A 15,154-nucleotide genomic window follows, 5' to 3' on the forward strand; every position below is an offset into this window, starting at 1 on the left:
TTTTTGTTTTCAGGCTAAAATAGATGGGGGATTTCTCCCCCTGATCCATTAAATGCTTTGTTTATTCATCTTCACTTTCCGTCCTGAAGTGTATATCAATGGCATTATAGCTTTCCCTCACAACATATTTCTTTTGTGCCTCGGCATAAATGTTCACCAGTTGGTGCCGATTGGTGAAAATGTTGTTTTCAATATGTTTTTGCTCGGAAAATATTTTCTGCTCTATATCCTTACTATAAATGGTGATTTTGTTTAAATCTATTCCCATCTCTCCATGCAAAATTGATTCAAGGCTACCCGGAGAATTTCTGTTGATCTGTTGAAGGTTACGGATTCCGTCTGTATTCTCATCTGGATAAAAGATAACCAGATAATCCCTTGCACGGCTGATGGCAACGTTGATCAGAAATTTTTTATGAATGAAAGCATTGTAGCCCGGATGTGAAATGCTATAATTCGGCGGGTTGACAATGAAAAATATCATATCACATTCATCCCCCTGAAATCCGTGGACGGTATCAATTATAACCGTTAAATGATCTCCCAGGTCCAGTGATTCGATCATTTTATTGATCAGTGTAGCTTGCGACCGGTACGGACATACAATACCTACCGTCCATGGTTCTTCCCGGTTTACATGTTTTTCAAGGTATCTGATGATCTCATAACTTAAGATTGCAGAATAAAGCTGGTAAGGGCTTTTGGCAAGCTTGGCAGGCTTATACACTGAATCTTCATTATTTACCGGAAAACGTAGAAGGGTGATTGGTTTAATCCCGAGATTTTTAATTGCTTCAGGTAATTTTCTGGAATATTCCCGGCCATCTGTATAATCAGCACGGGCATGGTCGAGCTTATCCCCATAACTATATTTTCCAAATAATGATCCGATGAGTTCTACACTCCGGTATTGTATCCTCAAATTTTCAATTTTATTACCGTAGACAGGAATATGGGACTGTTCCGTCTCATCAAAACTGTCCAGTCCGATCATAGTATAGATATTTTCTTCTTTATTGAAGCCCTCTGGGATATCTTCGTCCGCAAGGTCTACCACAGGCGGGATTTGCAAAGGGTCACCGCTGATCCAGTAATTGGTTTCTCTGTTTTCAAGGTTTGCAGTACACTGATGGATGGCATAAGCGATATATGTTAATGGAATCATTGAACATTCATCAAAAATCACATAATCCCAGTGTACATCTGCGATTCTTGCCGTACCACCATCTGCATCAATAATAAATTCTTCATAGGGTAAGCGGTGGATAGTAGTAGCCAGCACACAGCTGCTCATTAAATCGTGCATGTAAGTGTTGGAATCATACAATATACCCGCATCATGTATGATCCTGGAGAAACTTGATCCATACCTGACCAGCCAGGCAGGGTCTGTAGAATGCTGCAGGATCCTTTCTACCAATACGTCCGCCGCTTTGTTGGTAGGAGTAAGGATCAGAATTTTCATACCTGAACTTTTTTCAATGATCTCTATGACCCGTTCTGCTATTTTGGTTGTTTTACCGGTTCCAGGGGGACCAAAAATAAATTTGATATCAGCGGGTAGGTTATCCTTTAAGTTGTAATTTTCTTCCCATTCATTGGCTGCTGCGATATGTTTGAAAGCTGCAAGAAGCCTCCCCAGTAAGTCTATTGAGCGGGAGAAATGCAAGGTTATCCTTTTGATATTATTGAAGTCAATATTTTCAAGCTGGGCGGTTTTTTTAACCATAGCTAGTACTACCTGCCCTTTTTTGGAAACATCCTGAATTTCAATCTCTGTTTCCCTGCCGTTTTGAAAGGTAATGATAGCTCTAAACTGGGTACAGTATTCAATGGTGGGGGTTACCGTGCGGTTGGGGTCTTTCAGTCTGATAAGCTTTTCGGAACCGGGCTCACGTGCTGCAGCGAAAAACTGGATTTCTTTTTCCGTTGCAAACCTGTCTGAACTACTGTCCTGAAGGGTCTGCAGTTCAATAAAATCCCGGAACCATTTGTAGCTATACGTATCCCGTTGAAGACTCGTTCGAAGTTCATTCCGATATGCTATTGTCTCGAGTTCTTTTCTTCTTTCCGCAATCTGTTTCAGTATATCTTCATCCAGATCCTGGTTGTTCAGGATGTCCATGATCCTCATATTGTGCGCATTGAAGCACTCTTCCAATTCATCAAGTGCATTTTGAGGTAACCATTGCTGGTAACTCATTTTCTCTAGGTGTGCCGCAAAACTGAATTTCCTTGGGCAGTATATTTTTGTCGGACTGAAATGATATTCATCTGTCGCGATTGTTTTGATCTTTTCACCATCTATATATAGATCATCCTGCCTTCCACTGAAATAAAACAGTTTAATCTCTGGGTGTTCTTTTTGCCAGTCGGTATAAAAGGGGTCCGACCACTCTTGCGCATTGCTTAGTTCTTGCTCATTTGTCACCCTTTCGATTTCAATTTCTAGCATCCCGCTTTTAAAAGTTGGGCTCTCCCCCCAGAATGTGGCATCATAGATTTTAAACCCCGGTATGTCCATGAGTTCCTGTATGCTGACGGGGTAACTGCTGAGCTCTTGCTGACTTAGGCTGTCATAATAATAAATATCCGATTGCACACGCCAAAACCGGTTGGAACCGTCACTTTCCGGATTTATGGGTATAGGTAGTTCTGAAGACGTATTCTGAATGCAATGTTTAATTATCGTTTTTAAAATGTGATAGTTGGCAACTTGAGGATGCAGCAGCAGATTTTCATCCAGGCTGATCAGAAGTTTGATAGTGTTGGCAAGCAGATGAAGGTGGATCAGTTCGATCTGTTCAAGCTGGCTGAGCAATTCTGGTTCTTCAATCAGTGCAGATCTTAATTTGTTGATCGGCGACCAGTCAAAATTAACACCCAAGGCAACCAAAAGTTCCCTCTTTTGTTTTAATATGGTGCCATCTGGTTCACGTTTGTTCCATTTAAAAATGTGATCGGGAAGGAGTTCATCAGCTCTCCAGGCAAACTTTGTGGCCACTTTTAGACCGGGATCAAATCCGAAAATATCTGTTAAGGGACGGCTTGTCTTTATGGTACCAAAGATGCGGCCCTGTTTTAAAAGAAATTCCAGAAACTGAATCTGTTGATCATCTGTTAGGTCCCGGGATATTTCCGGTCCCAATAGTGTTCCATTTTCAATTACCGGATAAAGAAATAGGCTGACGTTCCGCGTTTTAAAAAAGGGCTGAAAAGATCCCAATTTTAATAGAGCCTGAAGGCCCCTGTATTGTTGGTCAATATATAAGTCCGGTTCAAATAGATCAAAAACATCTGGGGATAAACCGAAAGAACCTTCAAAGACTACTGGTTCAAGCTGGGTAAACAGACTGTACTTGCTTAGGTCTAATTCAGGTTCTTCGAATTTTGAATACAAAAGTAAAAAAGCAACTTGTTCTGCATTTTCCAGATAGCCGGTATTGGCATGTACATGCTCCAGTTTTGAAAGTATATCGGATTTATCCGGAGATTGACGGATTTCAAAAAGTTGGTTGAGTCTGGGTTTATCGTACTGGTGCCTTTGATTAAGTTCTTCTATTATACTGTCCACAAATTTTGCGTTACCGGTTTCTTCGCTTTCAAATATCCCGGATATTTTGATCATGTATTCTTCTTTTTGAAAATAGATCGTATCTCCTCCAAGATTGATGACATCATTTAGCGTGAAGGATTTTTCGCCCGTAATGACTTTTAGGGATTCTTTAAGAATGGCACCCGGACGCTCATCCTGTGCATCAACTGTGAGTGCGACCTTGACCATATTGGCGAGCATGTTTAACCCACGCATGGTCTCAATATCTAAGTCAATTGTTCCAAATTTGTTTAGGTAAGCAATTTTGACTTCCGCATCTTCGGTGGTAATGACTTCCAGTAGTGATGTATTAAAATCCCCTTCTTTTCCATCCCATTTTTCGATAAGATAATTTGCCAGATCACTTTCACTCCTGGCAATGAGCGGTTTTAGTTCTGCAATCTCTGGAGCAATGGATAATTCTGGATGAAAATTGATGATATGTGTTTTTAGCAGCACATTATTTCCACACCAGACCGTATCCTGACCATTCTTTCTTTTATCCACCATAAAAACTTTACCGGTCTGGAAAATGTAGATTTCATCAAAGATATCGATCCCTGCAAGATGCGATGCGATGGCCAGCAGTTGTACTTCCTCCAGACTGAGCTGGTTTCTTGCCTTTAAACCCAGATTTGAAGATTCTGAAATGCTGAGGGTAAATGGGGAATGTTTAAGATAAGGCAGTGCTTCGTGCTGGGGTAGCTCATGACCAAATAACCGTTTCCATAGTTTGGTTAAATCGATATATTGTCCTTTTGATAATTTTTCCCACTCGGGCTGATAAAAAATTTGTTCTGAGGCAGCAACAAATGTATTATCCAAAGGAATAAAAACTGCGCCCGAAAGTGATTGATTTTGTTTGATTGCTTCCTGATATGCTGTAATGTCCCTATAAAAAGATCGCAGGTCTTTACGGATCAATTTTTGGGGGTCCAGGATCAACTTGTTCCACAATGGAATGACTACATCTGTAAATGATTCATTTTCTGTATCCACTATATAACGATGGAGATAATCTTTATCTTCTGCAGCTGAAATGGCCAGTGGGGCTTGCCATGGTTTAAAAGGCTTGATCAGCATATTTTCCAGGGCGACGATGTCCCCTTGCTGGTTTGAAAATAACCTCAGTACGGACATACGCTGATTTCGCTCCAATTCATTCTCCCCATCTTTAGCCTGTTCGAGCACTTTACAGATCATATGCTTTTCTTCGGGATTAAAGGAAGCTTTCTCAAATTTGAAACTCAAAAATTCATTCAGGACCTTGTAATCGTTATAATCGATTGACTGTCGTTTACGGATAAAATCCTGGATGTTGGAATATACCGCAAGTGAATCCTTGGTTGTAATGAAACCAGCTTTTTCCAGATAGGGCTGTATAGTTTCAATTTCGGCGAATAGTAATAGATAAGTATGTTCAATATTATCTTTTTTGAGGTTATTGATACTTTTTACATTGCCGTCCTGAAATTCAAATAGGTTCAGGTCGTGAAAGTTATCCTTAAAAATCTCCGTCTGCGTATTTGTTCCAGTTACATTCTGGATCTGTTCATTGATTTCCTTGATTAATGTTACACGGATTGCCGGATCAGTGAGCAGTGCCTGGTTTATTTTAGCAGAGGATCCTGCAATGGAGAGGAGGTCAAGCACATCAAACTTTTCAATTTCAAGTATTTCATCTACAGGAACCTTCAGCAATTCATCATCTCCCCAGTAAAACCATTCAAAATCCATCCCCAGTTCTTTGTTGTTCAGATTCAACTGTGTTTTCCTGATCCGGATATTATCAGGATCGGTTGCCATCTTGTAACCGCCACTGGCATTAACAACAGGAATGTTGCTTTTCAAATAGCTATAGAGCTGTTCCACCAAGGGTTCATTGATCCATTTGCGGTCATGGTCTTCACTTTCTGCAGAGAGCAGGAGATTGGGGTAAAGGGTAATGAATTTTTCCCGGTCACCAGGTTCATCCGATTCTGACCAAATCGACATTTTCTCTATCAAACGTTTGGCAAAGACCTCCAACAAACGCTCATTCAACGGATCAGCATGCAGGGATGTTCTGGCTGATTTTTTATAAAAAGCGTTTGAATGAAGTATAAACCTGAGTTTATGTTTTTCCTCGCTTAATGGAAAGAAAAGATAAAAGTTAGGTACATTATCAATCAGGTTTACTGCTGTTACATAATCGGTATAACCCAGCAATAACTGGATGTCAGTGTCTTTCTCCGCTGTTGAAAGCTCATCATCGTTTAGGTTTTCTTCTTTCCCAAATCTGATATAATTGTATTCAGGAGATAGTTTTTGAATCCGCAGGTCTTCGAAGCTAAGCGGTGCATTTTCTATATCTGTTCCGTTTAGGTGGACCTGGTTCAGCCCCCTTGTATTTGAGGCTGATGAATGGTTGAGTATCGATAGCGAAAACCGGATACCTTCCCTTAGGTTTTCATCTTCCAGGCGGATGCTTTTATCTTCACCAAGTCTCAAAAAGAATAAAGACCCTGTCTGATAACTTTTCATCGGAATCTGGTCTTTATGTTTGTTGAGCCAGAAGCGGAGCTTATCAACATCATTTTTGGTCAGCGCATCCTGCCTCTCCACATAATGGGCATCACGGATTTTTTCATCCGGCTGTGTCGGAAAATTGGTGATTAGAATTTTAAACAGCCATGGTTCTTCACCCTCAATCAGATAATCTGGATCACCTTCATCTTTAGGAATAATATTGTAGGTTTGTTCAGTAGGTATCGTAGCGGTGTCAGAATTCATTAACTGCTTGATATCTGAATTTTGCCAACTGAATAGGATCGGCCCATAGTTTTTATTCAACAGCTCATCAATTCCGTTATCTTTTCCAACTAACCGATGTGCAAGTTTGAAACCAATTCCAAACTTTCCAATGGTATGATCTTCGGCTTTTTTGGTTGAAACCCCAACATTGAGGATTGATCTGATCGAGGGAAAATCAAAAGTTTTACCATTATTGAGTACAAGTAAATAATACTTGCCATCTTCATCCTGGCCCCAGATCATCGTAAAATGTGTGCTGTCTGCGTCAACCGCATTTTGCATGAATTCATAAACTGCCTGGGCATCCTGGGCCATTTCCAAAAATCCTTCCAGGAAACCTTTGATGCCCCCGACAACTTCTTTCACCTTGTCCCCATGATAAAGGTCAAAAAACCCGAATACGGATTTCCCGTCTTTTGTTCTGATCTGGGCACCGACAAAGTGCTCATCCCTGTTGGGATCCTTGGTTTCTCTGATTTTATCTTTGTAAAATGTCCTGAATTGGCGTATATCTTTTATTTTCATTTTTTAGTTATAATAATTCTTCAATCTGGTCTATAATCCGCTCTATTGCTTTAGAATCTATTCCACCGGCTTCACTTTCCGTGGTAATGAAAAGAGTTTCACCTTCTATAAAGCCATTATCTAAATAAAACTGCTTTTTTTTCTCCCAATCCGCGCGGTAGCCGGGAACGGACAGCATACCTAAGTGCTCTAGAATGATCAAATCACCAGCTGAATCAGTAAAGCTGAAATCAGGAATTCTTTTCTCTCCGTTTTTGCCGGTATATTGTCGTTCATATTCAAAAGGCAATAAACGGTATTCAAGTTCGTTCGCAATAATGACTTCCGATTTACTGCGGACCATGAGTCCCTCTTGTTTGGTTTTATGGATGAGGCCTTCAACATATGGAACATGTGAACGGGCATCCCTTACCGAATGTGAAAAAATATTTGTATTTCGTTTCGCAGTCTCTGAATATTGTGGTTTAGAGAGATTTATAATCCAATGTGGATTGTCACCTTCAACGAATATGGTCAGTTTGGTTTTTGCCCGGGTTAAGGCCGTGTAAATTAGCTCTCTGGAAATGATTCGGCCAGATTTCGGGATTACCAGAAAGACATAATCAAAATCACTGCCCTGGCTTTTGTGGATAGTAATGGCATAAGCCAACTCAATATTTGCATCTTCTCCCTCGTTACCCTGTGACTTATAACCAAAAGTCAGTCCGTTTTTTATACCAGTGAAGGATACATTAGCATAGCCTTTTGCAATGTTCGCGATTACCCCCAACTGGCCATTCGAAATAGGATGTTTTTCGTTACCAGGAAAACTTTCCTTGCGTTCATTCCGTTTCTGGATGACCTTATCAAAATGCATCATGCGGTTTTCCCCGATCATAACGGAGTCTTTTGTTGGCAACCTGAACTGACTTTGCACAATTCTGTTTAGGCTAAATGTACCCCAATAAGGATTTTTTACGGGTGTAAGGATCTGGAATGCTTCAATCTTGGATGTATCAATATTCCCTTTTGTAACCCCTATAAACTCATTAAATTGATTTATTTCTTCACCGCTTCCTCCGCTAATCAGTTTTTTGGTGGCTGAGACCAGATTTTTCATCAGCTCAGAATCATCCGCCCAGCATTGGATTTCCAGATCGTTCATCAATGCGTTATTACCCAGTTTGGAAAAAATGCTGTCTGCATTTTTCGTTGGCTTAATACCTGAAAACCAGGATGCAAGGGTAAGGGAGTCTGAATTTGCCCCTTCTACTGTGCGTACCAATGCATTAAGACGGGCAAGTGCTGATTGTGCTGTGAAGTTTTTGTCCTCAATTTGTAGTGATTCTAAATAATTACAAAGATCTGCAAAGGGGCGCCCGGCGCCAATAGGTGGTAACTGATAAGGGTCGCCCACCAGAATGATTCTTTTTACATGAGCTAGGTCCAAGGCCTGTAAAAGTGCATATAAGTCATCTTCAGTTAGCATTGAACATTCATCAACAACCACATTCTGTTCACCTTGATACAATGATAATCCAGTGAATCTTGGTTTGAGCAGATCCCAGTCAAACCGGTTTTGTCTGGTCAAAAAATGAGCTATTGTGTACGCATGTGTACTTGCCATATTTCCCAACTTTATACTTGCTTTACCGGTTGGTGCCAGTAAAAGAATTCCTTCCTGTTTGAGCTGTACGCTGCCAAACAGGGCGCCCATTACAGTGGTTTTTCCAGTTCCTGCGGGACCAAGTAGAACGGACAGCTTACTTTCGGTTACCTGTTTTAATGCATTTGTCTGGTCCGTTAATGCAGCCCTGTGCCTCGAATTGCTTGCATCGGTAGTTTTGCCATTGCGGGCCAGTGTATCTCGGATGAGCAGTTCCCAATCCTCGGTTAAAGGGGCTAGTTTTCGTTTGGCTCGTGCAATAAAAGTTTTTCGGAAAAATGTTTCTATATCCGCATATTTTTTAAGCTGCAGGGACTGGGCCTGGGATGTAGTTAATGAATCAAGTTTTTCTTTAATAAAGTCAAGGTTGGCGTTTATGTAATTTTCGGGGATGATTGTGCTGCGCTGTAAAGTTAATCGTGTTAATCTTTCATTGATCTCATTTATAGATAATAATGTGTCGCCGTTAGTAGCGGCGTCTTTCAAAATCATACAGATCAAAGCCCTGATGCGCCTGGGATCAAGAAATGAACCTACTAATTGGGGAGGGGACGGTATGTGCAGCCCCTGGACTGCAGGGTCTTCGAAGATGCCATTATCAATACTCTCCACTGAGATAGGAAAGTGTTCCTGATCTCCAGGATCTTCTTCAGCAATTAAATAAGGATTCAGTAGGATTGATTGGTTACTTATTGTTTTATCAATTTTCGACCGGTGAGCAGGTGCGAACCATTTGGTGATCTGTTTATCGCTTAATTCAAAACGTGATAGAAGTTGTAACAGTTCTATCCGTTCACTACTTTCATCCAGCCATACTGCTTGCATATGGGGAAGATCTTTTCCATAGCTTTTCATACGTAAATTAATTTTACCGTATATGGCATCTTTCCAGGCATCCCAAGGATTGTCTTTGATTCCTAATCCATGTTCATTTCTGAGATCCTCTTCCAATAGATTAGCTTGTTGGAATCCAAAAGCCAAAAGTGCACTTGCAAAAGAAGGAAATGGCCCCATATTCTCTTTAACCTTTCCAATCTCACGGTCGATCCAAGTCAAATGTTCCCTCCAATAACCTTTGACAATACCATGTTCTATGATCCGTTCAATAACTGTACGCAGTTTGCCCAAAACAGATAGAAGTGTGCTGTCATTGACCCATTCGGTACCGTAGGCAAATTCCTCGATTATTTCCTGCCTGCTTCCGGTATCCTGAAGCGTTAGTTTGATTTCGTCAAGTAACTCATATTTCGTTTTCTTCCCGTCTTTGTTTTTTAGCACAAAATCTTCCGGAAGATTCAAATAAGCATGGTATGGGAGCAATATTCCCTGACTCGTTGGCTCATCTGGCCGAATCCCGTGGCTGATCATCCTGTCCCACATAGGATAGGTATAGTCGGCAGTGCTGTCATAACGGAGTACAGATGATTTTTTTATGATACTGCCAATTCCAGCAATCAGCCGTTTGCTGTTTTCATCTATTGGATTTGCTCCTTTAACATAGTAAATAGCTAGTGAAGATTTTTCTTTAACTGGTTCAAAAAAGCGCTCAAGTAATTTGTTTTGCAGCTTTGGCCCATACACCCAGGAAGAATTGAATGGTGAAATATCATCAGTTGGAAGATCGGGATAGGAGGATTTTATGTCTTTTTGATTGATTTTTAGCATCCACCAAAACGGGACTGCAAAACTGCTAAATGCGGGAACCGTTATTGGTGTTGGCTTTAGGGCGGAGTGTGGAATATCTTTCCCTTTTCTATTGTAAGGATGATTAAACATCCTTGAATAAGGGTTTATATTCATAAATGCGCCGCCCTCTGCTTGACACGGAGGAAGAAATCCCTCTGGTAGGGACGCCCAATCATTATTTGCGTGTAGATCTTCCAGTTGATCTTTTTTTTCTTTTAATATTCTTGGTAGATGAATACAATATGTGTTCTGCGATGGATGAAGGCATATTTTTCCATTCCAGGCATTGTCATGCCATGCGATCCGGATCGATAAATGTTTGATCATATTTAACTTGCGCTCGTTGAGTTTTTAATTTAGAAGTAGCTATTTTTTAGGTGTTGTTTGGATGTACTTATCTTTAAAATCGCAGATATAAACAGGCTCTTGTTATACGATTGTTTGCATACACCTAACTTAAAGGAATAAACATTAGCTAATTCAAGATTGCTTTTTAACCCCTTTATTTATAAATAGCTTTTTAGAACTGGTAGAGGTTTTATCTGGACAAGTAGATTTGATCATTACTAATGAGTAAATAATCAATCTTCCGGATATTCTTTTGTGTTGTAAGAGGCATAAGCGTTAATTTTTTAGGAATTAAATTCAAGTTAAATATATAATTTGCTAATGAAACTTCAAACCTTTAGCCTTTTAATAATCATGTGGCATAGACTCCGGCAAATTAATAAAATATATAAATAAACATTAACGTGCAAACTTTAATATAATTTCTGATTTACATCATTCTGAAAAATGGATTGAAGCTTATAATATCGATATATTACACTGTAAAAGGGGCTTATTTTGTGGGAAAAAACAGTTTAGATTCGGTCCATGAGAAGTTAAAAAAGAGCTTAATTGTGTTATTGTTAATTTTAAATCATAAAAATTATGGGTATCAAACCAGGACCGAAAAGGATCGCTGAATCCACAGGTAAACCGGACAAGAGGCAAAGAGACAACAAGGAGACGCTAGGTAATACACCTACGCTGAAGCCTCATGATCATAAAAAAGGAAAATAAACTTGTATTTTCACATTTATGGTCAGCTTCCAACCTTCAGAATACTGCAAGGTTAGGATTATTTAACTCTTGTAGTATTTTTATTTTCCAGAAATTTTTTGATTAAAGGGTTATTTCAATAGAGTTTTATCAAAATGTAAAACAAATCGTTAGTTCTTAGGATTTCCTGGCTTCTGGTAAAAAGCTTAAATTTTTCTTTTTTTATTTAGCAATGTTCAAAAAATAGATCTTTTGTGATCGAGAAAAAACTGCCATTCCATTTTGTGTTCGTGATGTTCAATGCGTTTGCCATACTTGTCCTTGGTACAATTATCTCGCTTCTAAATTCATTCACCTTCCAGTCTAAGGAACTGGTCAGGTTCTGTGGTGGAATGACTGTCGGTTTTCTAATAAGGGCCATTGCTTTCAGGTGGCCGATCTTTCGGTATGAAAACGGAGAGGGGCTTTTAGACACTGTGGTTTAGTGTATCAGGGAGAGAACGATCGTGAAGTAAGTTAATGTATCTATAAGTTTACTAATTTTCCAAGTTTGACTTCAAAATAAAAAAAAATGCTGGTGGTATTACCATTTTTTCTAAGTTTTGTAAACCAATCTTGTTGATGTTATTGGTAACCGGTTCCGACCCTGGCAGTGAGTTCACTGAACAGGCTTGCCCTGTTCCATAATGTTTTGTCTCCGATTACGTAGATGACTTCTTTTGCACGGATTACAGCTACGTTGAGGATGTTGGGCCTGCTTCCTGCCCATTTCCTTGCGCCTGTCTGTTCGGGGGGTGGGGCGCCAAGGACAAATATTACTACTTCTGCTTCGCGTCCCTGTACGGTATGGACAGTTCCGATGCGCTCGGTCGGCCATAGGTATGGGTTTTCTACCCAGCCGTTGAGTATCCGCTGTTTATGATGAGTTTTCGCAGGTTTTCGGCGACGATCAGGAAGGGGCTGATGATGTTAGAGGTCGGGTTTGATCCGGCTGCTTTGGCGGTGTTGATTGCGGACAAGCTTGACCAGATACGCAAGGTGATTGTTAATGGCCTTGATTCAAATTTCCAGCAGCCGGAGATTTTTCGGAAATTCCGTTGGCTTATGGAGCAGTATAATGGGCTTTATATACTAGGCGATAACTTAAGGTTTGATATTATGCCTTTAAATCATCAGATTCCGGGGCATAATGTGCATTATCAATATACGGATGATTTTTATGCCAGGCAACGTGCCGGAAAGAAGTGATCAGGAGTTTTCTGTAAAATTAAGATATGAGCAGGGCAACGGGATTATTTTGCGTGATAACAAAGATGTTTTGATAAACGATTAAGGCAATGACTTACTCCTCAATGGGAGGTGATTTTTCACCTTGTTCACTAAGATGTTGATTGGTAGTGTAGTCGCCTTTGTAGATGGTGCCTGCATGGAATTTCTGTTTTGGGTGGTCTAAGTTTAGATTTTGATCGGGAAACGTATTTCTGATGACCTCAATAATAGGCTCGATCCTAATGGCAACCATGAACCCCTTATCTTTATGGTTTTCGATCATAATCCCGATCACGGATACACGCGGATTGATTACATGTGCTTCATCAAAAGCAGGAATAAAATAGAGCCCTGAGCCGCTAACGCCAGTGGGATTTGCCGCGCGTGTAAATACTTCGCTGCCAAATGCCTGTAGCTTTTGTTGAAATTGAACCAGCATGTGTGTATCTGAGCTAAAGTTGTTTTTTTGATATCTTTTTGGGCTGACGTTGTAAGTTAATAATATGAGTGGTGATGCGGTATAAATGATAACGCCTTCTTTGATTTCCTTTTTGATTTTTCTGAATGGAAATCCGCATACCAAATAATTATCTCCGCTTACTGGAGGGTGGTTTACCATTATTTCATGTTCGGTAAATGGAGTGTATCTTGAAAGATACTTGTGCATTTTTGGATAAAATTTAAGAATGCTAAAATCAATATTTGATCCGTCCTCTTGTGTTAAATAACTAGAATGTAGCTCACCCTGTAGTGTGATCAAACTATTGTTGTCTCCTGGAATAGTTAGTAAATGCCAATTTTCATGGTTTAACAGGTGTGCAGCGGTGACCAAGAATATATCACCATTGAGTTTCAGCAATATTCCAGATCCTAGACCTTCAATATCATTATATTCTCGTACCTGTTTGGATATCACCATTGTCGCGGCTATTACTCTGCTCATCGCGGAATTGACTACCCGGTGAAAAATATGTCCCGCCATAATTTATTCGTTTGTATCTTATTGTTTTGTCTGATTATTTGATGCTTAAATTTACATTTGATCTTTGAAGATTGGGATAGTTTATCTGATGATTTGGAGTAAACCCTGGGGATTCTGTCAAAAAAGTAGTCGTAATGACCATCGCTTGATAAATCTTTAAAATCAATGACTTCGAAAAGGACTTTCGGTCCCAATGGTTTAGGGACTTGACGCCCTGCTTCGTTGATCATACACTAATCAGAATTGTATGTAATTGCATCTTTGAAAATTGTTTGAGTTACATAAACCCTGATTTCTTCGAAACCTGATATAATAGGTCATCCTTGAAAGGCGAATGCCTATGGCTGTTTTAATAATTTTATAAAATCGTCCTTTATAAATTCCCACTCTTTATTACGCAGGCAGACGGGGTTGAAATCGGGATCGGCGATGGAGAAGTCCGCAAAATTTTTGCTTATAAGCGCTGCATCGTGTGTCCACTCAAAACGTTGTTCGTGAAGTTTTATCATCTCTTTTATTGAATAAGATTCAAGTAATTCGTGGAGATCCCAGAAATCTTTTTTTCTCCCACCTCTTTGAATGACATCGACTTTCATCGCGATTATTTCTTCAACCGTTGCAAGCCTTACATTGTCCTCTAAAATTAAATCCTGAAAGAACGGATCCTGTGAATAGTAGAGATCGAGTTTAACCAAATTGTCTTTCGAGGGACCGACCAGATAAGATTTTCCCATTCCGGGCTGTGCTCCAAAGTCCCCCTGGATGCATTTAAAGTTTGCTAGTAGGAAATCTTCCATTGCATCAAAGTCAAGTTTTCCATAGAGTTCTGCATCGGCAAACAGATCAATATCTATGGACATTCTATGTCCAAGATGTAAGCTCAAGGCTGTTCCACCAACTAAGCGCATCTCAGAAAACTCTTTGGCTGCCATTAGCTTTAAAAGTACCTCTTTGAGTAATTCATCAACGGTATTCCATTTTAACATTACTTGAGTTTTAAAGTTTTCATCAGAGGAATCCGGTTTTCTTTTACTCCGCTACGGCCGGTAACAGACTTAATCTTGTTCCTGCCATAGAAATCCAACAAGGTTTTCTTTTCGAGATCGTTTCCTCTTTCAAAAACCCTCTGAATGATAGCGTTTGCCTGTCTTTGCCAATCAATTTTGTCAATATCGGTGTCCCAGAATAACATCTTTCTTAATTTTTGTAGGTCGGGTGTGGATCCCGGTGACCTTTCCTTTTCTTCCTTCAGGTCGTAATGGGCTTGAAGTAAAAGCATAGTACCCTCTTCAAAACCGAGTGCCCTGTCAATTTTCAGGGATATCGCGGGAGTGAGCCTCCTCCGCCCTTTGGTGATATCATTTATGGTTTGGGGGAGTACGCTAAGGGATAGCGCAAAAGGTCTTTTTTTTATACCCCTTTTTTCAAGTTCATGGCCCAGAATTAGTCCGGGATGAATGCCTTGGTATCTGATCATTGCCTTTTCCATATTCAAATATAACCAATTTTGGTTACAAATACCAACGCCATTAAATGTTCAGGGTGTCAGATTACTTGATAACGCCTAATGTTTAAGCGGTGCCTGATTGATATCGGGCAGAAGGTTTATATAAAT

At 39.9% G+C, this 15,154-nt stretch carries 6 protein-coding genes; 1 reads left to right on the forward strand and 5 read right to left on the reverse strand.

Going from position 1 to position 15,154, the window contains the following annotated elements; genetic code table 11:
• Positions 1-61: 61 nt before the first annotated feature.
• Positions 62-6,913: an AAA domain-containing protein gene (locus tag EZ456_RS04430; protein WP_131527699.1), complete on the reverse strand. Its 6,852-nt coding sequence runs from the start codon at positions 6,911-6,913 to the stop codon at positions 62-64.
• A gap of 7 nt (positions 6,914-6,920) precedes the next feature.
• A complete protein-coding gene (locus EZ456_RS04435; protein ID WP_131527701.1) occupies positions 6,921-10,571 on the reverse strand; it encodes an AAA family ATPase in 3,651 nt (1,216 codons plus the stop codon).
• Between the two features lie 1,635 nt (positions 10,572-12,206).
• Here EZ456_RS04435 and EZ456_RS04445 point away from each other — a divergent pair.
• The gene (locus EZ456_RS04445; RefSeq protein ID WP_131527703.1) at positions 12,207-12,536 is read left to right on the forward strand and encodes a hypothetical protein; all 330 of its coding nucleotides are present in this window, start codon (positions 12,207-12,209) and stop codon (positions 12,534-12,536) included.
• Positions 12,537-12,630: 94 nt separating this feature from the next.
• Here EZ456_RS04445 and EZ456_RS04450 read toward each other — a convergent pair whose 3' ends face one another.
• The 3 genes from EZ456_RS04450 to EZ456_RS04460 all read right to left on the reverse strand — a co-directional run bounded on the left by EZ456_RS04450 (position 12,631) and on the right by EZ456_RS04460 (position 15,028).
• Positions 12,631-13,539, reverse strand: a complete 909-nt coding sequence (locus EZ456_RS04450; protein ID WP_131527705.1) for a trypsin-like peptidase domain-containing protein — start codon at positions 13,537-13,539, stop codon at positions 12,631-12,633.
• 338 nt (positions 13,540-13,877) lie between these two features.
• The gene (locus tag EZ456_RS04455; RefSeq protein WP_131527707.1) at positions 13,878-14,525 is read right to left on the reverse strand and encodes a nucleotidyl transferase AbiEii/AbiGii toxin family protein; all 648 of its coding nucleotides are present in this window, start codon (positions 14,523-14,525) and stop codon (positions 13,878-13,880) included.
• Positions 14,525-15,028, reverse strand: coding sequence for a HigA family addiction module antitoxin (locus EZ456_RS04460; protein ID WP_131527709.1), 504 nt, complete (start codon positions 15,026-15,028; stop codon positions 14,525-14,527). Before EZ456_RS04460 ends, EZ456_RS04455 begins: the two co-directional genes overlap by 1 nt.
• Positions 15,029-15,154: the final 126 nt, after the last annotated feature.

This window comes from Pedobacter psychrodurus (assembly GCF_004331735.1).
Taxonomy (GTDB): Bacteria; Bacteroidota; Bacteroidia; order Sphingobacteriales; family Sphingobacteriaceae; genus Pedobacter; species Pedobacter psychrodurus.

What these genes read in the sequence shown, in the direction of transcription:
- EZ456_RS04435 (WP_131527701.1), bottom strand. Translation starts at nt 10,571, where the DNA reads ATGATCAAACATTTATCGATCCGGATCGCATGGCATGACAATGCCTGG.
- EZ456_RS04430 (WP_131527699.1), bottom strand. Translation starts at nt 6,913, where the DNA reads ATGAAAATAAAAGATATACGCCAATTCAGGACATTTTACAAAGATAAA.
- EZ456_RS04460 (WP_131527709.1), bottom strand. Translation starts at nt 15,028, where the DNA reads ATGGAAAAGGCAATGATCAGATACCAAGGCATTCATCCCGGACTAATT.
- EZ456_RS04445 (WP_131527703.1), top strand. Translation starts at nt 12,207, where the DNA reads ATGATGAGTTTTCGCAGGTTTTCGGCGACGATCAGGAAGGGGCTGATG.
- EZ456_RS04455 (WP_131527707.1), bottom strand. Translation starts at nt 14,525, where the DNA reads ATGTTAAAATGGAATACCGTTGATGAATTACTCAAAGAGGTACTTTTA.
- EZ456_RS04450 (WP_131527705.1), bottom strand. Translation starts at nt 13,539, where the DNA reads ATGGCGGGACATATTTTTCACCGGGTAGTCAATTCCGCGATGAGCAGA.